Source organism: Rhodopirellula sp. SH410 (assembly GCF_055811895.1).
Map to the genome: position 1 here is coordinate 3,733,712 of NZ_CM147949.1, position 24,863 is coordinate 3,758,574.

At 57.0% G+C, this 24,863-nt stretch carries 18 protein-coding genes; 7 read left to right on the plus strand and 11 right to left on the minus strand.

Translation table 11 applies throughout. From position 1 onward, the window contains the following. Window positions 1-63: 63 nt before the first annotated feature. From SH410x_RS13695 to SH410x_RS13725, 7 genes are all read left to right on the plus strand, one after another. Complete coding sequence (locus SH410x_RS13695) at window positions 64-1,344, plus strand: NAD(P)/FAD-dependent oxidoreductase (RefSeq protein ID WP_473677025.1); 1,281 nt, start codon at window positions 64-66, stop codon at window positions 1,342-1,344. Continuing rightward, window positions 1,341-1,952, plus strand: a complete 612-nt coding sequence (locus SH410x_RS13700; RefSeq protein ID WP_473677026.1) for an HAD family hydrolase — start codon at window positions 1,341-1,343, stop codon at window positions 1,950-1,952. Before SH410x_RS13695 ends, SH410x_RS13700 begins: the two co-directional genes overlap by 4 nt. Before the next feature lie 165 nt (window positions 1,953-2,117). Beyond that, a complete protein-coding gene (locus tag SH410x_RS13705; protein WP_473677027.1) occupies window positions 2,118-3,005 on the plus strand; it encodes an alpha/beta hydrolase in 888 nt (295 codons plus the stop codon). Window positions 3,006-3,018: 13 nt separating this feature from the next. Continuing rightward, on the plus strand, window positions 3,019-3,879 hold the full coding sequence (locus SH410x_RS13710) for a sulfite exporter TauE/SafE family protein (RefSeq protein WP_473677028.1): 861 nt from the start codon (window positions 3,019-3,021) through the stop codon (window positions 3,877-3,879). Window positions 3,880-3,888: 9 nt separating this feature from the next. Further along, on the plus strand, window positions 3,889-6,399 hold the full coding sequence (locus SH410x_RS13715) for a heavy metal translocating P-type ATPase (protein ID WP_473677029.1): 2,511 nt from the start codon (window positions 3,889-3,891) through the stop codon (window positions 6,397-6,399). Continuing rightward, window positions 6,396-6,548, plus strand: a complete 153-nt coding sequence (ccoS, locus tag SH410x_RS13720) for a cbb3-type cytochrome oxidase assembly protein CcoS (RefSeq protein WP_473677030.1) — start codon at window positions 6,396-6,398, stop codon at window positions 6,546-6,548. The genes SH410x_RS13715 and ccoS overlap by 4 nt, the downstream gene beginning before the upstream one ends. A gap of 180 nt (window positions 6,549-6,728) precedes the next feature. Then, window positions 6,729-7,763: a transposase gene (locus tag SH410x_RS13725; RefSeq protein ID WP_473677031.1), complete on the plus strand. Its 1,035-nt coding sequence runs from the start codon at window positions 6,729-6,731 to the stop codon at window positions 7,761-7,763. A 419-nt stretch (window positions 7,764-8,182) separates the two neighbouring features. Here SH410x_RS13725 and SH410x_RS13730 read toward each other — a convergent pair whose 3' ends face one another. From SH410x_RS13730 to SH410x_RS13780, 11 genes are all read right to left on the minus strand, one after another. Continuing rightward, entirely contained in the window at window positions 8,183-8,686 is a 504-nt protein-coding gene (locus SH410x_RS13730) for a nucleoside deaminase (protein WP_473677032.1), read from the minus strand. Window positions 8,687-8,799: 113 nt separating this feature from the next. After that, on the minus strand, window positions 8,800-10,629 hold the full coding sequence (locus SH410x_RS13735; RefSeq protein WP_473677033.1) for an alpha-amylase family glycosyl hydrolase: 1,830 nt from the start codon (window positions 10,627-10,629) through the stop codon (window positions 8,800-8,802). Between the two features lie 54 nt (window positions 10,630-10,683). Then, entirely contained in the window at window positions 10,684-10,836 is a 153-nt protein-coding gene (locus tag SH410x_RS13740; RefSeq protein ID WP_473677034.1) for a hypothetical protein, read from the minus strand. Between the two features lie 169 nt (window positions 10,837-11,005). Then, window positions 11,006-11,173, minus strand: coding sequence for a DUF1328 domain-containing protein (locus SH410x_RS13745; RefSeq protein ID WP_473677035.1), 168 nt, complete (start codon window positions 11,171-11,173; stop codon window positions 11,006-11,008). Window positions 11,174-11,673: 500 nt separating this feature from the next. Then, on the minus strand, window positions 11,674-13,341 hold the full coding sequence (locus SH410x_RS13750; RefSeq protein WP_473677036.1) for a flavin monoamine oxidase family protein: 1,668 nt from the start codon (window positions 13,339-13,341) through the stop codon (window positions 11,674-11,676). Between the two features lies 1 nt (window position 13,342). After that, window positions 13,343-14,332, minus strand: coding sequence for a calcium/sodium antiporter (locus tag SH410x_RS13755; protein WP_473677037.1), 990 nt, complete (start codon window positions 14,330-14,332; stop codon window positions 13,343-13,345). A gap of 221 nt (window positions 14,333-14,553) precedes the next feature. Then, the gene (locus SH410x_RS13760; protein ID WP_473677038.1) at window positions 14,554-15,249 is read right to left on the minus strand and encodes an RNA polymerase sigma factor; all 696 of its coding nucleotides are present in this window, start codon (window positions 15,247-15,249) and stop codon (window positions 14,554-14,556) included. 653 nt (window positions 15,250-15,902) lie between these two features. Continuing rightward, window positions 15,903-16,979, minus strand: a complete 1,077-nt coding sequence (locus SH410x_RS13765; RefSeq protein ID WP_473677039.1) for a Gfo/Idh/MocA family protein — start codon at window positions 16,977-16,979, stop codon at window positions 15,903-15,905. 327 nt (window positions 16,980-17,306) lie between these two features. After that, entirely contained in the window at window positions 17,307-18,809 is a 1,503-nt protein-coding gene (locus SH410x_RS13770) for a glutamate synthase subunit beta (RefSeq protein ID WP_473677040.1), read from the minus strand. 122 nt (window positions 18,810-18,931) lie between these two features. Beyond that, window positions 18,932-23,509, minus strand: coding sequence for a glutamate synthase large subunit (gene gltB, locus SH410x_RS13775; protein WP_473677041.1), 4,578 nt, complete (start codon window positions 23,507-23,509; stop codon window positions 18,932-18,934). Window positions 23,510-23,556: 47 nt separating this feature from the next. Next, entirely contained in the window at window positions 23,557-24,528 is a 972-nt protein-coding gene (locus SH410x_RS13780; RefSeq protein WP_473677042.1) for a LysR family transcriptional regulator, read from the minus strand. Between the last annotated feature and the right edge of the window lie 335 nt (window positions 24,529-24,863).

Consider the following 24,863-nt stretch of genomic DNA (forward strand, 5'->3'; position numbering starts at 1 on the left):
CGCGAAACTGGCAAGATCGCGAATCATTCGAACTAACCACTGCCTCACTCTAGGACCGACCTCATGAAAACAACTTATGACTGCGTCGTTATCGGCGGGGGCCCCGCGGGCAGCTCCGCGGCGGCCATCGTGGCCGCGGGTGGGCGGAGCGTCTTGCTCGTCGAACGCGAACCGATGCCGCGGTTTCATGTCGGCGAATCAATGATGCCGGAGACGTACTGGCCGCTGCAACGACTTGGCTTGATCGACCAGATGAAGCAGTCCGGATGGCAGCAGAAAAAGAGCGTGCAGTTTGTCTCGCATTCTGGAAGAGAGTCGGAGCCGTTTTTCTTCCGCCAACACGACGACCGCGAGTGCAGCACGACATGGCAAGTCGAACGCAGCGAGTTCGACAAAATGTTGTTTGATCGAGCCGCCGAACTGGGGGCAGATTGCCACGATAACACACGCCTGATTGACGTCGTCTTCGAGCCCGCGAGCTCGGCGGACGAGCAACCGCGGGCGAGCGCTGTGATCGTTCGTGACCGGGACGGCAACGATCAGCGTATTGATTGCCGAGTGGTCGTCGACGCAACCGGCCAACAAAGTTTCATCGCTGGAAAACTGGGGCTCCGGGAGGTCAATCCGCTGCTCAAGAAAGCCGCGATTTGGACGTATTACAAAGACGCCAAGCGGGGTGAGGGCGACAATGAAGGCGCCACGATTGTGTTGAATTCGGAGAACAAGAATTCGTGGTTTTGGTTCATCCCGCAGTCACGCGGTATCACCAGTGTCGGTTGCGTTGCCGATCACAAGTATCTGCTCACCGCGCGAGGCACGCCCGAGGATATTTTCAACGACGAGCTGACGCGTTGCGCCGGACTGCTGCCGCGCCTCGAGGGAGCGACACGGGTGGGAGAGTACCGCACCGCGAAGGAGTTTTCCTACATGACGAAAGAGCATGTCGGCCCGGGCTGGGTGTTGATCGGTGATGCGTTCGGTTTTCTCGACCCCGTTTATTCGTCGGGCGTGTATTTCGCACTCGAGATGGGCGTGCGAGCGGGTGATGCGATCGTTGCAGGCTTCGAAAAAGATGATCTATCGGCCCAGCAACTGGGACATTGGTCCCCCGATTTCAAAGCCGGTGTCGATCGGTTGCGCCAGCTTGTCAATGCATTCTACGACAATGATTTTAGCATCGGGCGATTCATGCGTGAGTACCCGCAATACCGCGGGAACGTGACGGATCTCTTGATCGGTCGAATATTCAACGAGGAAGCAGGCCGAATGTTTCCCGATCTCCAGCGTAGCATCGAAAGCACGCGTCAACAAAAAATGGCTGCCGCCAACGAGATGAGCACTTGAACGAATTTGCAGACTTGCAGTGGTGGGATGACAATCTTGCCGACCGTTTCGACGGGTTAATTTTCGATTGCGACGGCACCCTCTCCGACTCCATGCCGCTGCACTATCTCGCCTGGCGTGACACGATGTCGGAGCGCGGGATCGAGTTTACGGAACAGCGGTTTTACTCAATGGGGGGGATGCCCACCGAGAAAATCATATCGCTGCTCTGCGAAGAGCAGGGTGTCCGTGTCGATGTCGACGCGACTGCCCTGGCCAAAGAGAACGCATTCGAAGCTTTGATGCACGACCTGCAACCGCTCGAAATCGTTTGCAACGTCGCGGCCAGGCATCGAGGACGTGTGGCGATGGCGGTGGCCAGTGGTGGCATTCGGCCAATTGTCACGCGGCAACTCGAACAGCTCGGGATCGCTGAGTGGTTTGCGACGATCGTGACGAGCGAGGACACGGTTGGACACAAGCCTGAACCGGACGCGTTTTTGCGGGCTGCGGAACTACTCGATGTCGCGCCCCAGCGATGCCTGGTGTTCGAGGATTCCCCCTTGGGTTTTGAAGCTGCCGTGAGGGCGGGAATGCAATTTGTGGACGTCCGCACACAGATTGGCTGAATCGATCAATCCCACCCATTGAAGGTGGTGTTTCGCCCCTTGTTTTCGTCCACTTTGGCGACCAGGACACACCGTCAATGGCGTGCGGATGCCGTTTCGCTACAATGACTTGGTGAAGGCCAACCATTTCTTGACGTTGGTTTTAGCGTCACCCGAGGAGAACCCATGAAGAACATGATGACGATCGCATCGATCTCGCTGGTCGCTTGCCTGACGGTGATGCCCGGCTATGCTGCGGAACCTCAGTTACTTTGGCCCGGCGGTGCGCCAGGAGAACAGGGCGAGATCGGTGAGGAACACGACACGACCAGCCCCGATGAAACAACCAACCGCGTGATCCGGCTGGGTAATGTTTCCAGGCCCACCATCACGCTCTACCGAGCGCCCGCTGACAAAGAGACAGGTGCGACGGTCGTTGTTTGCCCAGGTGGCGGTTACAACATTCTTGCCATGGATTTAGAGGGCACTGAGGTTTGCGAGTGGCTGAACTCGATCGGCGTCCATGCGGTCTTACTAAAGTACCGTGTGCCGCGACGCAAAGGCGTACCACCTCATGCCGCTCCGTTACAGGACGTGCAGCGTGCCTTGGGATTGGTCCGTGCGCAGGCGGAGCAGTGGAAAATAGATCCAGATCGCGTCGGTGTGATGGGCTTCTCCGCGGGCGGTCATCTTTCGGCTGCCGCGAGCACCCACTTTTCCGAGCGGACCTATGAACCGATCGATGACGCGGATCAAGTCAGTTGCCGTCCAGATTTCACAATGTTGATCTATCCAGCTTACTTGGTTCAGAAACAGGGACCGCAACTTTCGCCCGAACTTGTGGTGACCGAAGATACGCCCCCTACATTCCTGTTTCAAACCGAGGATGATGGTGTGCACGTCGAGGGTAGTTTGTTTTATTATCTCGCCCTGAAGCAGGCCAAGGTTCCCGCCGAGATGCATATTCTCGCCAGCGGCGGCCATGGCTACGGGTTGCGTGGAGCGAATCGGGCACCGGCGTCCTGGCCGCGATACGCGGAGGACTGGATGCGTTCTCTAGGTGTGCTGGATTAAGGCGCCGATCGTCATGCTCTTACTTGTTACCGCTGTTGTCACGGCCAGTCTTCTGGGCAGCATGCACTGCGTCGGGATGTGTGGGCCGTTAGCGATCTGGGCCAGTGGTGCAGGGGAACGTGCGTCCCGGCGTCAGATCGTGGTTTCGACGTCACTGTATCACCTCGGCCGTTTCACGACGTACACAATCGCTGGATTGATCGCTGGCGGCATCGGTAGTTTGGTGGATGTGGGTGGTCGCACTCTCGGATTCCAATTGGCTGCGGCCCGCGTCGTCGGTGTCGCGATGGTGTTGATCGGTATCTGGAAACTCGGCAAGCTGACGCTTGCCAGCGGCGGTTCGGTGAGTGCAGGACCGAAGCCGTCACGCATTGGTGGACTATTGGCCAAGCTGCGACCGTACGTCTTTGGACTGCCCCCAAGTGGTCGAGCGTTATCGGTCGGCATGCTCACAACGCTACTACCTTGCGGGTGGCTGTATCTATTTGCATTGATCGCTGCCGGGACGGGCAGTGTGGTGATGGGTGGGATCACGATGGCCGCGTTTTGGGTGGGCACGGTCCCCGCGCTGACAGCGTTGATCGCTGGGACGCAGACCCTTTCGCGTGAGTTTGTCCGCGTCGTGCCGGTGGCTACGGCGGTGTTATTGATTGTCGCGGGCGGATTCACCGCTACTGGCCGGGGCTTCGCGGGGTTGAATTCCATGTCGGATCTTGGCGGTGGCGGTGCCATTGACTTCACCGGTGACAGCGGCGGTCAAATCCCGACCGGCTTTTGTGATGGTGGGGCGATGCAGTACGAAACGAAATCGATCAAGCAATCGCTTGGCGACCCCAGCATGCCACCGGCCGACGGGGGCACATCGAGCAGATGATTTGATGCCATGACGCCAATCACATCGACTTCACCCCACTCACCAACGCGGCTTTCGCGGCCCTGCATTCATTGTGGTGAGCCCACCGACAGCAACGCTGACCAGCCCGCTGATGAGATCTTTTGCTGCCACGGCTGCCGCGGCGCCTACGAACTCATCCACGGCTGGGGGTTGGAGTCCTATTATGGGCTGCGCGATCAACTTGGTCGGAGTACGGCGCCGCGTGTACAGGAAAAATCGTCCCGCTACGACTGTTTTGATAGCGACGAGTTCCTCGGCCCGTCCACGCCACGAAGCTCCGATGACGGGTTGTTGAGCAGCGAACTGGCGGTGCATGGGTTGCACTGTGCCGCATGTGCATGGTTGATCGAAAACGCGGCTCTGCATACGCCCGGATGGCAGGCAGCGCGGATCAAGATGAGCGATCACACCTTGCGCGTGGTGTTTGATCCAGCCACGACCAAGCTCAGCCAGATCGCTCGCCTGCTCGATCGACTCGGCTATGAACTTGCACCTCTTTCGGCCGAACGGGACTCACATTTTCGAGACGAGAATAGACGCCATTTAATTCGGATTGCTGTCGCCGGCTTCTGTGCCACCAACGCGATGTGGATTGCTGTCGCCTTGTACGCGGGCGATCTGCAAGGTGTCGCAGTGGAACATCGCTCGTTCCTTGGAATGATCGGTACCGGACTCGGGGTGGCGGCGGTGCTGTTTCCTGGGCGAACCTTCTTCGTCGGCGCGTTGGCGTCTCTGAAAACCCGTGTGCCGCACATGGACCTGCCGGTCGCCTTGGGTTTGTCGGTCGGCACGGTGGCCGGAGTCGTCAATGCAATTTCAGGCCGCGGGCAACTGTATTTCGACTCGCTCGCGGTGTTGGTGTTTCTACTGTTGATCGGTCGCTGGATTCAGTTCCACCAACAACATCGCGCTGCTAAGGCCGTGGATCTCTTGCTGCGTATTACCCCGCGACATGCCGCGCGCGTGAATTCCGATAACACCACCGATACGGTGTTGGTGGATATTCTCAAAAGCGGCGACTGCGTTCGCGTGGATGCGGGCGAAAATATCCCCGTCGATGGCGAAGTCGTCCACGGCCAATCCTTGATTGATCGATCGCTGTTAACCGGCGAAAGTGTCCCGGTCTCGATCCTCGAAGGTGACCAGGTCGCGGCGGGCACGTTGAACCTGCAACGCCCGCTCGACATTCGCGTGAGCGCCACGGGACGGGAAAGCCGGATCGGTCGCGTCATGCAATCGGTCGAGGAGGCGATGAGCGATAAGATCCCTATCGTGCAGTTCGCTGATTCCATCGGCGGCGTATTTGTGGTGACGGTCACGATCCTCGCGATCGCAACATTCCTATGGTGGCTGCCACAGGGTGGCTCGACGGCGGCGTCGACAGCGACGGCGTTATTGATCGTGGCCTGTCCCTGTGCGCTGGCGTTGGCGACACCGTTGGCGATTGCGGTTTCTCTCGGTCGGGCAGCAAAGCACAAGGTCTTGATTCGCGATGGTGCCACCCTACAACAGCTCGCACGCGGTGGTCGAATCTGGTTCGACAAGACGGGCACGCTGACGACGGGACGACCAGACGCCTGGGTCGTCTGGGGATCGTCCGATGTGATCGCTGCCGCAGCAGCGGTGGAACAACACTGTCGCCATCCGGTTGCCGCCGCATTGGTGCGACTGATGCAACGTACCGGCGTGGACTCGCTGCCCGATGCGGTGCTCGATGCGGTGCATCGGCAAGGTGTGCTCGGCCATGCTGATGGCCAGGAAATTATCGTCGGCAGCCCCGCATTCATGCGGGACCAAGGCTTTGGGCTAGGGCAGGTGGTCGTCGACGCGATTGACGAATGCACAGCGAAAGCGGCCAGCCCGATCGTTATTGCCTGCGACGGCATCGTTGAAGCCGTGGTCGCAATTTCCGATTCGATTAAGCCCCAGGCCGCTGAGACCATCAGACGTTTACAGAATCGTGGCTGGGAGGTCGGTATCCTCTCTGGCGATCATCCTGAGATCGTCCGTCATGTCGCTGAACTTGTCGGTGTCGAGCAGACGCATGCGTTTGGCGGCCTCAGTCCCGAGGAGAAACTCGCGGCGGTGCGCGGTGACCAGCGTTTCTCGATCGGTACCCACGCAACGACGACCGTGATGGTGGGCGATGGAGCCAACGATGCCGCCGCATTGGCAGCGGCCGACGTGGGGATCGCTGTTCGCGGTGGCGTGGAGGTAAGTTTGCAAGCAGCGCCGGTGTTCATTGCCGACGATCACCTCAGCAGCGTGGATGATTTGGTCGATGCGGCTCGACGGACGGAATGGTTGATTCGAACTGCCCTCGCGGTCTCACTGCTGTACAATGTTGTTGCCGTCGCACTGGCGATGTGCGGAAAAATCAGTCCGCTTGTCGCAGCGATCTTGATGCCTCTAAGCAGCGTTAGTGTCCTGGCGGTCACCCTGCTGTGGCCCACATACCCGCCTCAACCACCACCAATGCCAAGGGAACCATCGCCGTGAGCGTTCTTTATGTTGCACTTCCGATCGCACTGCTACTCGGCGGCGGCGGTTTGGTAGCCTGCGTTTTGTGCATTCGCAGCGGTCAGTACGATGACCTCGACACCCCCGCGGTGCGAATGCTGATCGATGATGACGACCGGAAACGATAAGCCACAGCGAATCAATAACCCGAGTAGTGGATCTTGTCAAAGATCCTATGCCACCCGAGTAGTGGATCTTGTTAAGACGCGCCCGACAAAAGTCTCATGCTACCGGCTTCTTTCGTGGGCGAGATGCGTTACCTTTTGCTGTCTGGATTTAGCTTTTTTCTTCGAGTGGTCGGTTAGTCAGTGAAAACCATCGAACTACCTACGCAGCAAAGACTTTTCGACCCGTTCGAGGGCGTCATCGGCCCCATGGGGCGAAAGATGATTGACAACGGATGGCAGGGCCTCCTTCGCGACGTGCTCTTGGAGCAGATGCCCATCGGCCTCGTCGGTGAGCATTTCAGTGACGATCAAGGACGACCAACCTTTGAGTTGCACGCGATCATCGCGCTCCTCTGGATCCGTGACTTTCAAGGTTGGACGGTCCCCCAGGCCCACGAAGCACTGCTGTTCCGAACCGACATTCAGTACGCACTGAACTTGGAGCCAAGCACCGAAGTCACTCAGCGAACCATTGAACGCTACATCGCTCGAATGCAAAGCAACGAGAAGATCAGTGAGGAGATCTTCGCAGGCGTTACCGACACCCTGCTGCAAAGCATGGAAGTCAAAGTCAAAAAGCAGCGTCTCGATTCCACCCATGTGCTTAGAATACCAGGAACAATAAGTGACGGGTTTACCGTAGTGGATCTTGTTAAAGATCCTGTTCTGGATAGATCTTTAACAAGATCCACTACGCCAGTTATTGATCACGCGTTGCTTAGCGAGATGGCCAACTGCGCCGGTGAACTGGAGTCTTGCCCGGCTGGTCACGCTCCCGAGTCGACCAACTACAACGCCAAAGGCGACTACACTTTCGCACAGATGGATCCCGAGAAGTGCCAGCACTGTCCGCTGCTTGCACGCTGCCGCGTCCAACGCAATCGGGACACCGAGCAGCCGACCGGCCGCATTCAATTTACCGGCAGTGCGGTTCGAGCCGACGCGCGTCGTCGCCACGAGCAGAGCGACGAGTTCCGCGGTACGTACCGTTGGCGGTCGGGTATCGAAGGGACCAACGGTTGCCTCAAGGGAACGATGGGCTTGGGTCGGCTCCGCGTTCGCGGCCACAATGCGGTGAAGCTTTCGATCCTACTGAAGCTGGTCGGTTGGAATCTGCTTCGAGCGGTGGCAATGCGCCGCCAGAGAGAGAATTCGCTCCAATTGGCCATTAACTAGGAAAACAGGGGCAATAGGCGACTAGGACGACGGTTCATGTAGAGCCTGCGTCTCCTCGACAGTCAAACCAGGGCCTCCAGAGAGGCCCCGGCTAAAAAATTTTGCACCACCAAAAAAGTCGCCCGCAGCAAAGCCACCTAATGTCGGTCGCGTCTGTTAAAGATCCTGTTCTGGATGGATCTTTAACAAGATCCACTACGCCAGTTATTGTTTCGCTGTCGCTAACGGTACATCGAAGGCTTGCTTTGCGACCGTTGGGATATGGACAGAGCGACGTTCGAATGGCCCTTGCGGGACTCACCCGTCAGCAGATTGACGACAGGCACCATACTGCGACACCCGTCACGGCGCATCGCAGGACTCCCTATCAGCGAGCCCGTCGATGACGGATCTCGCCAAAGCGGACGAGGGGATCACTTTCAGCGGACTTTTCGATTATCCAATAAGAATCGAACACAGTCATTGCCGAGGATCGATCCACGCAGCGTCAGCTGACAGCTGAACTGACTCGCCAATTCGCCGCACGACACCCCCAGTCCGCCATAGCCAGCCTCGCTGACGACGACCTGGTTAGCACCGAACGCGATATTGCGAATTCCTGAGATCGCGGCGGCAGAGAGGCACATGGGACAAGGCTCGGCGGTCGCCAAAAGCCAGTACCCCGCCAGATTCGATTGCCCCAGCGTGCGACTTGCCTCCGAAATGGCGTTGACCTCGGCGTGAGCTGCGGGGTTATTCGTCGACACAACGGTATTATGAGCGACCGCGATTTGGCTTCCGTCCGGTCGGTAAATCGCCGCGCCAAACGGATTCTCACCCGCCTGCACGCCCGCTTCGCCAGCGTCCAAGGCCGCCCTCATCCAACGCGTCAACTGCTGCGTGCTTACCTCGCCCGGCTGGCTCGTCGTTCGTCCTCGGATCATCATTTACTTTCGATTCGGCGTTCGCTGGCGGCAGAGGCCCCTGTCCATCCCGCGTCCGCGCGACCACGCACTGACGAGCGCGGCCATCGGCCTCAGGTCAGAACCACCCGGGACTAGGAGGCATCCTGAGAGTAGATCAGCATCGTATAGGGCGGTAGCTCGATTTGACCACTATGCGGCTTGCCATCGTACGCATGAGACATCGCTTCGATATCTCCGCTAGCCTGGCCGCCGAAATCTTCGCTGTAGTTCTTGCGATCACTACTGAATCGCCGATGCCACTTCCCACTCGCAGGCAACCCCACCTCGTACTGGGCATGATGCTGATTCGCGAAGTTGGCGATGACCACGACATCATCACCTGGACCGCCGTCAAAGCTTCGTTGGAAACCAACGACCTTATCATGATGATTGACATGGAAAACTTCGATTCGCTGCCCGGTTAGTCCCTTCGTGTTGCCATCGAGGTTGCGGCGTAGGCGAATCAATTTCTCGGTCAGCTTGATGATGCCGTCATGATCGGCGGCATGATCCCAATCGAGTCCGTCCGCGTCCTGGAACCACCCGTCCACCAAGAATTCTTGACCTTGGAACAGCATTGGGATCCCGGGTGCGGTCAACACCAAAGCCAATCCGAGCGTCGATCGCTTTTGTGCAAACCAGTCATCGGGTTCGACGGAATTCACTTCGCTGGGCACGCGAGATTTACCATTGGCGACCTCATCGTGCGATTCCGTGTAAATCACGCGACGAAACGCGTCGCCGTCGTAGGCGTGATGGAGGGCGTCACGCACTTTATTCATGTCGCGTCCTGCATCGTCCGACTGCGTGATCACGTCACGGACCGGATGCACGAACGCAGCGTCCCACTGGGTCGAGAATCCCGCGCCACCTTCACTGTCCGGTTTCGTCAGGTAGGCGTTATCCTGTAGGTCCTCCGCGATCGTGATCGCAGACGGTTTGTACGCGTGCACCTCTCGGTTGACCCACTGCGTCAGTCCCCATCCATCGGGAATCTCCTTCTGACCGCTGGCATCGACACTGCGAATATACAGTGTCATATCGTATCGCAGCCCATCGACATGGAAATCCTCGAGCCACATCAAGGCGTTATCACGAATATAGGAACGGACTTCTCCGCGTCCGTAGTCCGGCCGGGTATCACCCCACGGTGTGGACGAGCGATAGTCATTGTAGAAGTAGATCCCACCTTTATTGTTTTCGCTCCACCCATCAAACTGCCACAGATCGAGATCACTGGGGCCGAAGTGGTTGTACACGACATCGAGAATGACAGCAAAACCCGCCTTGTGGGCGTCACGCACGAAGGTCTTGAATCCGACCGGACCACCATATGCGGTTTCAATTGCATACGGGTGCGCTGGATTGTACCCCCAGGAATAGTCGCCGGCGAATTCAGCAAGAGGCATGATTTGCAATGCGTTCACACCGAGCTGCTTTAGATAGTCAAACTTGGTCTGATAGTCCTCAAAAGTGCCAACCGTGTCATCGTCGCGACGGCAGTAGGTGCCGATGTGCGTCTCGTAGATGACCAGCTCGTTCCAAGGTGGCATTTCGAAGTCATCGTCATGCCAGTCAAAATGCGGATCATGAATGATGCCGTTGCCGACCGAGTTGGTGACCTGTCGGACACGCGGATCGATGCGTTGGAACGTCTTTGAACCGTTCTTAATCTCGTACTTGTATTGATCACCGGGTTTGGCATTCTCGACAAATGCATACCAATTGCCTCCCGAATCTCGCTCCATGGGAGCGGCATCGGAAGTCCAATCGTTAAAGTCTCCCACGACAGCAACGTGATCCGCGTGCGGCGCCCACACACGAAAGGCGACACCGTGGTCGAATACGATCGGCCCCATTCCGGTGACTTGAGGAGCGTCTGCAGCGACGGTGGTAGACTCGAGCGTGCAAGGTGCTGGCATTTGATTCAATTCTTAAATGAATGCGAAAAGATTAACTGATTTCAGAACACGACTCTAATTGACTTTATCCACGTCGACCGAAACGGCCCCCGTGTCGACATTCCGCTCGACTTCGACGCCACCGCCATTCGGTGTGTTGATGTCCAGGACTTTCTCCTTGCGTTCACAACCGCTGACAAGCGATCCAAACACTATCAAGGCTGCCATCAGCGAAACACTTCTCAGTGAACTCCTGAGGGACATCATCATTGAACCTGACATTTCTATAATTCCTTGAATTTGATTGAATCGCCCGTCGCTATCGCACATAGGCTGCGGCTCCATCGACATGCAGTCGCAGCCAACGGAGCCTAGCAGCTCACCCCGCATGCCCGCCTTAAGCAACGGGACCACGCCGCCCCATGATCAGTCCGATCACAAAGAGCACGAGGAACACGACAAAGAGAATCTTCGCGATGCTGGCGGCGGTTCCTGCCACACCGAGAAATCCAAACGCGCCTGCAATCAACGCAATGATCAAAAAAGTTAACGCCCAGCCTAACATGGCTATCTCCCAATAGTTGTAGTGGATTCCGCGTAGCAGTGGACATCACCACTCACGCGTTCGAGAGATCACTGTTCGCATTTGGTGTGCCAATATGAAGCGAGGGCAGTCGAATTGATCGCAAAAACATCCTGCAGCATCAATTTACTCTCGGCAAAACCATCAGATCGGCTCCCGAACGTAGGACCACCGTCAAATCAAGGCGCGACGTGCTCGGTAGGACTGTGGGGCTGATCGAATTCGCGTCAAACTGTTTGCCGGGGCACCAACATCGTCGAGATAAGAACTTTGTAGGACGACATCCGTTCGTTAACAGGCTGTTGATCTAGCCGAAGTTTAAACGGAAATAGTGAGCTGAATTCCGCGAGGCACCAGGTGACACGAGGCGCCCGGTTGCTCACATGCATCGGCTCGATACATCAACACGCGATTAGGACTCCTGGGCAACATCACGCCGCCAGCGGGCGAGACGCCGCTGCATGAATCCGCGATTCGACGAATCAGCTGCATTGCCCTGCGGCCTGCCGCCCATGCTCGAACGCTTCCTCGAATAACGCAATGCCACTCAAATCGGTGCAGGCAAAGTGGATATTGCCGATCGACTTTCGCGCGTTCTCGCGGGCGGGATGAAAAATGGAACCGACTCGCGGTTGTGGCATCGCATGCCCCCAAATCATGGCATCGAGACGCGTGATCATCGGTCGAATATCGGCATGTGCGAGCTCGAGGTCCATGATCACCGTCTCGGCAACCTCGGCCCAAGTCCGTGTGAGTAGTTGATCTCGAACCGCCGCTGGTTGGCCATCCGCCAACGCCTGGTACCACGTCAGCACCGTCGGCCCATGGTCCAGGCCCAGCTGGTGAGTTGCATTGACATATCCCAAAGACCCGGAGGACATGATCACGTTGTCCCAGCTCATTGGAAAGCTTGCTTCACGGGGCCGCTCGGACAAGTGTACATTCGCGACCACCCACGACCCGTAGGAGAATACTTCGGCGGGGATGTCACGTTGCACGTTTCGTGATTCCATCCATTTCGCATCGAGCATGCGTGACGCGATGAATTGTGGCACTGCGACGATCACGTGCTCCGCTTCGATTGTTGATCTCGCCGAGGTGTCGCTGTCCATGACATCGAGCAGTAGTGATGAATGCTCGGCATGCGGATCCGTCGGTGTGATTCGCGTGACGGCTTGGCCGAGTCGCAGGCGATCACCCAACGACGCAACCAATTTTTCGACCAGGAAGCCATTGCCAGTGGGCCAGGTCATCACACCTTGGGATGCTCCGGATTCACCATCGATCCGCGCCGCAAAATAGAATAGCCCCGCCCAAGCGCTCGTTTGGTCGGCGCGCAGTCCGTAGTCGTCTCGGCAGGCGTAGTCGACGAGCCACCGTAGCGGCGGCGAATCGAAACCCTGATCGTCCATCCACTGCGACATCGATCGCTGATCAAATCGGCGCGCCTCGCGACCCGATGAACTTTGACGTGTCGGCAGGGCGAACATCCGTCGCCCATCGTCACCACGTTCGAGGGCTAGCCGCTTCATCTCGTCGAGGAATCGTTGTAGTTCCAACTGATCATCTCGAGACGCTACCGCCTCGGGATACAATCCGCCCCACCACTGATCACGCGCAAAGATTCGCTCTTCGGGATCGCGACAGAGATACTGCTCACCAACCTCAACGGCTCCATTGGTGTCCACGTGCAGCACACCGCACTGAGTCAAAAACTCAATCAACGGTTCATTGTCACGTTGGGGAACCGGCAGGTAGTGAGCTCCCCACGGAAACTGAAAACCATCGGCTCTGCCGCAGCGTGAGGTACCACCCGGAACCGCTTCCAACTCGAGCACCAATAGGTCGTCGATACCGAGCCGAGCCGCGTGCCATGCGGCAGACAACCCCGCCACACCAGCGCCAATGATGACACATTGATGGCTCTCGGTCGGCCGCTGAGCCGATCGTGGCACGGCCGCAAGATCTCGGATTTTGTGACCGGTGCGGCGATTCTGCGACAGCAACTCACCGGCAGTCGGCAGCGGATCGGAAACCATTCGAGCGAGCTGATCGCATCCGATCGAAGACGCAAATAAGCCAGCGGCCGCTGAGCCGAACGCCATCTCGACTAATTCTCGCCGGGAGTACCGCAGCGAATGAGTGCTCATCTCAAGCTGCGTCCATCAATAGGTAGGTCACGTAGCTCACGTAGATTAAAACCAGCACGATGCCCTCGATGCGAGAGACCGTCTGATGCGTTCGCAGTACGAACCAAGTCACGATCGCTGCACCAATCATGACGGGAATGTCTAGGAATTCAAGCGATCGCAAAACGTTCAGGCCGACTGGCGAAACAACCGCCGAGACACCGAGCACTGCCAGGATGTTCAGAATCGTACTACCGACCGCATTGCCAATCGCGATCCCACGCTCGCCTTTGAGCGTGGCCGCTACGGACGTGACGAGTTCCGGTAGTGACGTGCCGACTGAAATGATGGTCAATCCAATCACGGCTTCGGACAATCCAAAGTAGCGGGCAAAAGTAACAGCCCCTGCGACGAACCATTCGCATCCCAAGATCAACGCGCCGATACCGACAGCCAAAATAATGAACTGCAATAGCACCGCTCCGGCGGTACGCACCCACGATCCGGTGGGCATCGGTTCGCCAGCAACATCCTCGACGAACTCTTTGATCGCTTCGGGAGCATTGCGTTTGCCAAGCTTGTACGAGATCCCGAAATACACGAGCAACGCGATCAACAGCCCAATTCCGTCAAACCGGTCGATATTGCCGTCGTATCCGAGCACCCCCATCGCGATACACGTTGCAACCATGAAAGGTGCATCGAAGGACGTGATCTGGCGATCGACCGGTAGCGTCGCGACAATCGCGCTCACCCCCACGATCACCAACATATTGAACAGATTGCTGCCAACGACATTACCGATCGTAATATCAGCCTGACCCTGCATGGCTGTCGCCACGCTCACGGCCATCTCCGGGGCACTGGTGCCAAGCGACACCACGGTCAATCCAATGAATAACGGACTCAGCCTCGCCAGAATCGCTAGCCGTGACGCACCACGTACTACCCCCTCGCCGCCCACGAGCAATAACAGCGAACCGGCCACAAGTTGTCCGACAGCAAAAAGCATGAGAGGTGGCTACAAAGAGAGTAAGGGGAAGGGGCAATTCACACACGTTGATCCAATCAGCGGTGAGATTACCAGAGCCGATTCCCCTCGTCACCAGTCGAGGTGGAGTTTCGGCGAGGCGACAACGTCGCAGGCAAATAAAAAAGCCACGCTATCTCGGATAGCGTGGCTTTTTGAACCGTAGGTAAATGTCCCAGCGGTCGAACTTGATCGACGCAGCACTAACTGGGGTCGTGCGAATCGTCCCAGAATCCGCCCAGCTGATGAATCGCGGAGTGCAGGCGACTCTTAACGGTGCCCACTGGAATCCCCAGTACATCGGCGGCTTCGCGGTATTTCAATCCTCGGTAATAAACCAGTTCGACGACCTGTTGCATCGGTTTGCCCAGTTGGGCAACCGCGTCGTGCACCCACCGCCCATTCTCTTCACGGGCAGCTTCCGCCAGCGGATCGGCACTGGCGCCGACAAGTTTCTCGGACCAGCTTCCACCCCGATCGTCGTCCTGCCATCCACCCGGGCGATCCAAGCTAACCATGCGATGGCGTTTGTTTCGCCGCTGGACATCGATCGCCTGATTTGTGGCGATCGCATACAACCACGGTCGGAAACGGCGGGTCAAATCGAATTGTTGACACTTCAGGTGCACCTGCAAAAAAGTACCCTGGAAAGCGTCTTCGGCCATCTCTGCGTTACCCATGTACCGACGTAGGTAAGCGTAGATCTCACGCTCATAACGTCGCATCAAGGTCTCGTAGATTGCGCGGTCCGCCGTTTCGCGATACCGTGCGATGAGTTCTTCGTCTGTGATCTCGTTGTCCGAAGAAGCCGATTCTGTTCCGCTGCGCAAAGACTCCGATTTTCGCGGCGAGACGTTGATCGGCTTTTCCGGAGCGAGTGTGCTCGTTGAAAAGTTCATGGGTTCCGTCTGCTTAATAAATAAGGAATGAAAACAGCCATCACCGCCAGCTCGTAATAATCACTAGCTCGCGAGAAATGTCCGAAGAAGGCTTGCCTCTCAATCAATAAATGCACATAAGGCGAAATTATCCGCCAAAAAAACCTTCTTGCGAACCATTTTGACACAAGATTCGTTAAAAGACGATGCAACTCGCATCAAAAAACTTCCAATGAACCCGCGAACCTGATTTGCGGCGGGGGCCACCCAACATTATCGCGTGCTGGTATGGGTAAGTCAACCTTTGCCACCGGAAACCATCCTCTTCACGATGGTGCGTGGAGGCCGATTACGATCCCCACAAACAGTGTTTCTTCCCGAACCGTTGGGAATCGCCGCTGTGCCGAGAGGCTCCCGTTCGGCGGGTACCTGTCCCTGATCACACACAGCGGAGTCGGCAGGCGGGCCCGTTCGCCGGCGACACGTCCATTCACGAGCGGTCCGCTCACGCCCCGAGAGGCGACGACCCGTTCGCCCACGAGCCGTTCGCCCACGAAAAGATACCCCATAAAAAAGGGAGCGGCTGCGAACAGACGCAGTCGCTCCCATGGAAGTTGTTTCAGCGCGTGAGCATCATCAAGGTCCTCGGTAGGATGCACCCACTTCAGATGACCCTACTCGCCTTGGTCAGTGAGTTTGCCTGCGAGTAACTCGGTGGCCTCCGCGGACGCCGTTTTCATGACGTCGGCGATCTCAATGGACTTACCCCCGGCCTGCTTGCTCGCAAAGGCGGCCTGCATGAACGCATAGATTTCGATTGTTTCTTGTGGGGCTACCGGCGACTCGTGGGTGCGAAAGAATTTTGCGATTTCAACGAACAGCGGTTCATAGCCGGCATAGGAGCCCACTTCGCTGATGGCCTTCTCGCCAAACGCGGTGCCACCATATCCCGAACGACCTGATTGGATCCCGCGGAACGTCCCCACACGGCCTTCGTCCCACGTGCCTACTGAGAACTGACACGTTTTGGTTTCCGTGTGCTGCACCGAAAGACACCCGGGGCCCATGCAGGTAAAGAGCGTTTCGACGCCATGGATGCCGTACCAGAACAGGTCAACATGCGATGGCTCGAGCGAGCAGGGACTGTAGCTGCTACAGCCGAGCACACGACCAACCTTGCCCGCCCGAATCGCTTGAGCACCCGCGGTGTATCGCAGCGATGATGCGGAAAATACCGGCACCTGGAAATGCTCCGCAGCCCGAAAGATCGCAACCGTCTCCGCCAGATTCGATCCGGTCGGCTTGTCAATGAAGACTGGCTTGGAAGCTCGAAACACCTTCAACGCCTGCTCCAAGTGCAGCTGGCCATCGTTGGTTTCCAGGAATACACAATCGACCTTGGTGAGCAGTTCGTCGATCGAATCAACAATCTCAACGCCTTGCTCTTGGACGTCCGCGGTGTACTTGGGAATCCGACTGGCGCTGGACTCAATCGTCTGACTGCCAAACGGATAGGCCGCAACCACCCGAAACCCCGCGAAAGCCTCATTAGCAGGCTGTGGGTCATTAAAAGTTTTGACGATTGCCGGTGAATGCGAGGTGTCCAGTCCAATGATCCCCAACCGAATCACCGGGGCTGTCGGTGCCGGCTCGGATCCGACAGCGTGCTGAGCGGTCGATGGGAGCCCGACCGCGGCAAACGTACAAAGAATCAAGCTGACACGGGATAGGGCAGGGAACACCAAATGCATGTTGAGACCATCAATGAAGGAGGGAAACGAAAACGCACGGCGAGTGCCCTTCCGTTATTGGGGAAACGGTGCGGCGAGTCCGCCCGAGGTGGGCATCGTAATCTCAAGAGCTTCCGATGATAACACGGGCCTGCTCGCGGTAATCAAGGGCCTTAGGCCGCTGCTGCGAATCGCCAGTATACACGTCGACGCCGAACGAACCGGCACCGACAGACTTTTCGTGGCAGCTGCATCCACGGTAACAGCGCGGGGCATTGCCCGCGCCGTTAGGCGACACCATCACTCTGGCGGTGCCAGCTCCATCGCCAAGCTTCGCCCTCGCCTCAATCAGACGACCGCCAAGGAAGTTCCCAGCGTGACACCCGGTGCTGGCAAAAGACTCGAACCCTGCAGGTACGTATCGATCGCACGTGCCGCACCGCGGCCCTCGTTGATCGCCCACACGACGAGACTCTGACCACGACGGCAATCGCCTGCGGCAAAGACGCCATCGATGCTCGTTGCGAACTTCCCGTACTCAGCTTGGAAATTACTGCGTCCGTCGGTCTTCATACCGAGTGATTCGGCCACGTATTGTTCTGGGCCTAGGAATCCCATGGCCAGCAGAATCAACTGGGCGGGCCAATCTTTCTCACTGCCGGCGACTTCACTCATCTGCCAGCCACCTTCATCGTTCTTGGTCCATTCGACCGCAACGGTCTGAATGCCTTGCAGTTTGCCAGCATCGTCGACCAAAAACTTTTTACTCAGAATTTGGTACTCGCGAGGGTCCTTGCCAAATTTGGTCTCGGCTTCTTCATGCCCATAATCGACACGGAAAACACGCGGCCATTCAGGCCACGGATTATCAGGCGAGCGATCTTCAGCGGGCTTGGGCAACAGTTCGAAGTTGACCAGTGAGCGGCAACCATGGCGAATACTCGTACCGATACAATCCGTACCGGTGTCACCGCCCCCAATCACGATCACATCCTTGCCTTCGGCACTGATGAAATCATCGTTGAGCTTGTCACCGTGAACGCTTTGCTTGGTATTGGCGGTCAAGAATTCCATGGCAAAATGCACACCGCTGCCGTCGCGGCCGTCGATGGGCAGATCGCGAGGTTTGGTCGCACCACAGGCGAGCAATACCGCATCGTATTGATCCCGCAGCTCGTCCGTCGTGATGTCCTTGCCAATATTGACACTGGTACGAAACTCGATGCCCTCGGCGGCCAATTTGTCAACACGCCGCTGCAGCACCTTCTTCGACAATTTCATATTGGGGATGCCGTACTGCAACAATCCACCGACACGGTCGGACCGCTCGAACACCGTCACCAAGTGCCCAGCCTTATTGAGCTGGTCAGCGGCGGCCAATCCGGAGGGACCACTGCCGACGATTGCAACTTTCTTGCCTGTTCGCGACTGCGGCGGTTCCGGTTTAATCCAACCTTCTTCCCACGCCCGATCGACGATCGCGTTCTCAATATTCTTGATCGTGACCGGCGGATTCGTAATCCCCAGCACACACGCACCCTCGCAGGGAGCGGGACAGGTCCGACCGGTGAATTCGGGGAAATTGTTCGTCTTATGCAGACGCTCAATCGCCTCTTTCCAACGGTTGTTGTAAACGAGGTCGTTCCATTCCGGAATCAAATTATCCACCGGACATCCACTGGCCGATTGGCAGAAGGGGACGCCACAGTCCATGCACCGCGCACCTTGGGTGCGCAGCTGATCGGTCTTATGCTCGGTGTAGATTTCGTCGTAATCGTTGATCCGCACAACTGGCAGACGCCATGGCACTTTTTCGCGGTCGAACTCGGTAAACCCGGTGATCTTGCCCATGGTATTGATCCTGTGAAGTTGAAGAGAATGTAAGGTGTGGTGGTCGCCTTTCGCTCGGCGAAAGTTGCGAGTGAGGTTGCTTTCGCGGTGCAAAGACAACCTCACTTAAAAATTAAACGTCGTTAAACGGCTGCCGGAACAGAGCCAGCGGCTTGCTTTTTCTCGCGTTCCTGCAAAACCCGCTTGTAATCGGTCGGCATGACTTTGACACATTGACTGAGGAAGGTGTCCCAGTTTGCGATCGCCTCAGCGGCCACATCGCTCGACGTGAAATCCACGTGCTGCTGAATCATGTCCTTGACGATCGCTTCCTCTTCACCAGGTTGGATCTTTTCGAGCTCCACGGTGGCGAGGTTGCAATTCAAGTTGAAATCACCTGCGCGATCCCAGACATAAGCGATCCCGCCCGACATCCCGGCGGCGAAGTTGCGGCCTGTCCATCCGAGGACAACAACCCGTCCACCGGTCATGTACTCACAGCCATGATCACCCACGCCTTCAACGACGGCGTTGGCACCGCTGTTGCGGACGCAGAATCGTTCAGCAGCGCGACCGCTAAAGAAGGCATCACCACTGGTGGCACCGTACAAGCAAACATTGCCAACAATGACATTCTCAGCCGACGAAAAAGTTCGTTCGCGTGGCGGATAGACAACAATTCGTCCACCCGAGAGTCCCTTGCCAACATAATCGTTGGCGTCACCCTCGAGTTCAATGGTCACACCGTGCGCCAAAAACGCACCGAGACTCTGCCCCGCTGAACCGGTCAGATCAATATGGATCGTATCGTCCGGCAGTCCCTTTTGGCCGTGCACTTTAGCGATTTCGTGGGACAAAATGGTGCCCACGGTGCGGTTGATATTAATGATTGGCGAAACAATCCGAACCGGCTCGCCGGTATCAATTGCCGAGCGGGCTTCCCCGAGCAACTTGGTCATGTCCAATGATTTTTCCAAGCCATGGTCCTGCTTCCGCGAGCAGATGACGCCCACGTTCTCGTGCGGCTTCGCGGCCGGTTTGAGCACTTGGGTTAGATCCAATCCGTCGCTCTTCCAGTGTTTGATCGCGTCGTCCGTCATCAACACGTCACTGCGTCCGACCATTTCATCGATGGTACGAAAACCGAGTTTCGCCATCAATCGTCGAGCGTCTTCGGCGACCATGAACAAGTAATTGACAACGTGCTCGGGCTTGCCTGTGAACTTCTTACGCAGTTCGCGGTCCTGTGTCGCGATGCCGACGGGGCAGGTATTCAAGTGACACTTCCGCATCATGATGCAGCCGAGTGTGATCAGAGGAGCGGTTGCAAAACCAAATTCCTCGGCACCGAGCAGTGCCGCAATCACCACGTCGCGACCCGTCTTCAGGCCACCATCGGTCTGCAGAACCACACGGCTGCGCAGATCGTTAAGAACGAGCACCTGATGTGTCTCGGCAATCCCCAATTCCCACGGTAAACCCGCGTGTTTGATACTTGTCAGCGGTGAGGCACCCGTACCACCGGTGTCACCGGAGATCAGGATGTGGTCGGCATGTGCCTTGGCAACACCCGATGCGATCACACCCACACCCACCTCGCTAACGAGTTTGACACTCACTCGCGCTGACGGGTTGCTGTTTTTTAGATCGTGGATCAGCTGCGCCAAATCCTCGATCGAATAGATATCGTGGTGCGGCGGCGGGCTAATCAAACCGACACCGGGAGTGCTGTAGCGAATTCCCGCGATGTAGTCATCGACCTTCTTACCCGGCAACTCACCGCCTTCGCCAGGCTTTGCACCCTGGGAGACTTTGATCTGCAGTTCATCCGCGTTAGCGAGATATTCAATGGTGACACCGAACCGCCCCGAGGCGATCTGTTTGATGCTCGACCGCTTCGAGTCACCGTTCTCCATTGCCTTGAAACGAACGGGATCCTCGCCACCCTCGCCGGTGTTGCTCTTTCCACCCATGCGGTTCATTGCGATCGCCAACGCTTCGTGCGACTCAGCACTGATGCTGCCCAGGCTCATCGCCCCGGTACAAAATCGTTTCACGATGTCTTTTGCACTCTGCACTTCGTCCAGCGGAATCGATGGGCCAGCGACGCCTTCCCGGAAACCGAGCAACCCACGCAAGGTGCAACGATTGCGGTTTTCTTCGTTGATCACATGTGCGAACTGCCAATAGGCGTCCTCGTTGTTGTTACGAGCGGCGAGCTGCAAACTGGAGATGGACTGTGGACTCCACGCATGCTTTTCACCTTCCGCACGCCAGTGGTACTCGCCGAGATTGGGTAATGAAGGAAGCCGATCGTTGGCTCGTTCGGGATAGCCGAGCCCATGGCGACGCAACGTTTCTTCGGCCAGAATGTCAAAGGTGACCCCCTGGATACGACTGGCCGTACCGACAAAGCAGCGTTGGATAATTTCGTCGCGTAGTCCGAGGGCCTCAAAGATTTGCGCGCCCTTGTAACTTTGCAACGTGCTGATGCCCATTTTGGCCATCACCTTCAACATGCCCTTGCCGACCGATTTTCGGTATGCCGAAACAATCGAGTCGTCGTCAAATTCAGGCGGGAGCAGCCCGTCACGGTGAGCCTGCCATAGCGATTCAAAGGCGAGATACGGGTTGATCGCATCGGCACCGTAGCCAATCAGCAGACAGTGGTGGTGCACCTCACGGGCCTCGCCGGTCTCGAGCACCAACCCAACGCGGGTCCGTTTGGCTTGGGCGATCAAGTGATGATGGACGGCACCTGTGGCCATGAGCACACTGACAGGCACGCGATCATGGGATACCGCGCGATCGGTCAAAACGATCAATTGAATGTTGTCGTCACATGCCGCTTCGGCTTCGGCACAGATTCGGTCGAGCGTATTTTGCAGGCCCGCCTTGCCTTCACTACGATCGAATGTGATATCGATCGTGCGGCTTTGCCAACCCTCGTAGTTGATGTGCTTGAGCGTGGCAATTTCTTCGTTGGTCAAGATCGGATGATCCACGAGCAAACGATGGCAGTGATGCTTCGTCGCGGCGAGCAAGTTCTGCTCGGGGCCGATATAACACTCCAACGACATGATCACTTCCTCGCGAATCGAATCGATTGCGGGATTGGTGACTTGCGCGAACAGCTGTTTGAAATAATCGTAGATCAGCCGTGGCTTGTCTGACAAACAAGCCAGCGCGGAGTCGTTACCCATCGAACCCACTGGATCACGGGCTTGCTCGACGAGCGGGCGGAGCATGAAGTTCATCGTTTCGGAGGTGTATCCAAACGCCTGCATCCGTGGCAGCAACGTCTCACCATCAAAACCGTGCGGTTCCTGTTCCGGGTGCAAATCGGACAAGCGGATTCGCTGTTCCTTGAGCCACTTGCCATACGGCTTGCGAATCGCAAATTCGCGTTTGAGTTCCTCGTCGGGAATCAGACGTCCCTGTTCAAAATCGATCAGAAACATCTTGCCCGGTTGCAGTCGCCCCTTCTCGCGAACGATCGATGGATCGACTGGCAGCACGCCGACTTCACTCGCCATGATCACACGATCATCGTGCGTGATGTAATACCGACTCGGACGCAAACCATTGCGGTCGAGCGTGGCACCGATGTAATGCCCATCGGTAAATACAATGGACGCCGGACCGTCCCACGGTTCCATCAAACAACTGAAGTACTCGTAGAAGGCCCGTTTTTCCTCGGGCATCGTCTGATGCATCTGCCATGCTTCGGGCACCATCATCATGATCGCTTCCTGCAGCGTGCGCCCGTTCATCAACAGGAACTCCAGCACATTGTCGAACGTGCCGGAATCACTCAGGTGCGGTTCGATAACCGGAAATAGCTTCTTCAGCTCGTCACCGAAAATCTCACTCTCAGCCATCCCCTCACGGGCACGCATCCAGTTCCGGTTACCGCGCAACGTGTTGATCTCGCCATTGTGGCTCATGAATCGCAACGGCTGGGCGCGGTCCCAACTCGGGAACGTGTTGGTCGAAAAACGGCTATGGACCATTGCCAAATGTGTCTCAAAGTCATCATCACGGAGATCAGGGAAATACGGCATGACCTGCGCGGGTGTGAGCATCCCCTTGTAAATGATGACCTTCGTCGACAGCGAACAAACGTAAAACACGAGCGCTTGCTCAAGTGTTTCACTGCCCCGCAGCAGATGCGAAGCCTGTTTGCGAACGAGGTACAGCTTCCGCTCGAATTCCTCTTCAGAGAGCCCATCGGCGGCGGCGACGAACAGCTGTTCAATCACCGGTTCGCTGAGACGTGCCGTCGGACCAATATCCGCTGCGTCGGCCTGTTGAGGGACCTCACGCCAACCGATTAACCGCTGTCCCGTTTCGGCGATCAGCTTCTCAACGGTGTCTTTGCAAATTTTCCGCTCGGCGTCATCGGGCGGTAAAAAGATCAGTCCCGCTGCGAACTTGCCCGCTTCGGGTAAATCCACCCCCAAGTCAGCCTTGGCAACTTTACGCAAGAACTTGTGCGGCAATCCACATAGGATCCCCGAACCGTCGCCTGTGTTCGGTTCGCACCCGCAGGCACCACGGTGATCCATATTTTGCAGAATCGTGTCCGCATCGATCACGGTTTGGTGACTGGCGACGCCTTTGATATGCGCGACGAAGCCGACCCCACAGGCATCCTTTTCCATTTCTGGATCGTAGAGACCTTGGGCCGGTGGTAAATGATATCGATTGAGTGGATTCATCGTCGTTTGATTGCTGGCTAGAGTGAAGAGATTTTGATAGGAACGAACTAGATCAGCACGGATGCGGCTCGATCATTCGATTCACATTTGTCGCGGTCCGCCTTGGCCGCTTCGGTTTTGGTGAGCAGGTCATGCTCCATTTCGTGGCCCAGCAACAGCGAGCCGAACTCGATCGCCGCGCGGCTCAATGTGCCTCGTTTGCGAAAGATGATCCCCAAGGGACGAACCATCTGGACCTCGCGACAGGCGATGACACGAAGCGTGCCGTTGGCCGTTTCCCGTCGCACGGCCGCCTCCGGGACAATCCCCAGTCCCCGGTTGGCCTGAATGGCACGCACGATCGAGTCGCAGTTGTCGAACTCCATCGTGGTCATCACCGAGATGCCCGCCGCTTTCAAGCATTGATCGATGGCCTGACGCAGGACGAGCCCACGCTCAAACCCAATCATATCAACACCCTTCAATCGCGACGCCGGAATCTCCGTCTCACTGGCGAAGGCATGCTCCGCTGAACAAACCAATCGCATCGGTTCGGCCTGCCACGGAATCGTGCCGAGAATCTTGGTTGCCCGGGGGAAACTGACCAGTCCGAAATCAACCTTGTTCTCGAGCACCAGCTCGACAACCCGCTGGCTCGAGCCGAATTCCGTTTTCACGTGAACGTTGGGGTGATTTTCCTCAAATGCCTTCGTCGCCTCAGGCATGTAGCTCAGACCCACCGAATACACGGTCCCCACCGTCACGGTGTCACTACGCCGACGGTCGTGGTTCTGTACCTGCTCGACGAGCTCTTTGTACTGACACACGATCTCCCGAACGCCACGCAGAAAAATCTGGCCGGCCTCCGTCAACGCCAAAGGGCGTTTCGAACGATCGAACAACTTCGAACCTAATGATTCTTCCAGGTGCCCGATCGATTGACTGACCGCACTCTGGGTAACGCCCGCCGCCTCGGCAGCTTTCGAGAAGCTCCGTTGGTCGGAAACGTGACAGAAAAGTTCAAAGGTTCGGAGCTGCAAACGTGTACTCTATTAGAAAAGGTGATACCTGTGGCGTCAATCGTAAGAACGGCTAATGAGAGAAGGTTAGCTAGCCGATCGACTGCCGTCAAGAGCGGGGAGCCAGGGCGGTAGAGAGCGACGCGTGGGGGCACGGCACCCGCGCGGGGAACGCGGGGAAATTGCCCCGAGCGAAACAGAGGACCTGCGGGTGCCCCCGATGGGCACACTCACCACTGCCGTTTTTCCGTTCCAAAATCTCGACGACTCCGGCGACGCCCCCAGGCTCAATGTGCTATAAGATATTTCGTCCGTGTTTTTGAACGCACTGGGGAAAATCAGTCCGCGTTCCTCAG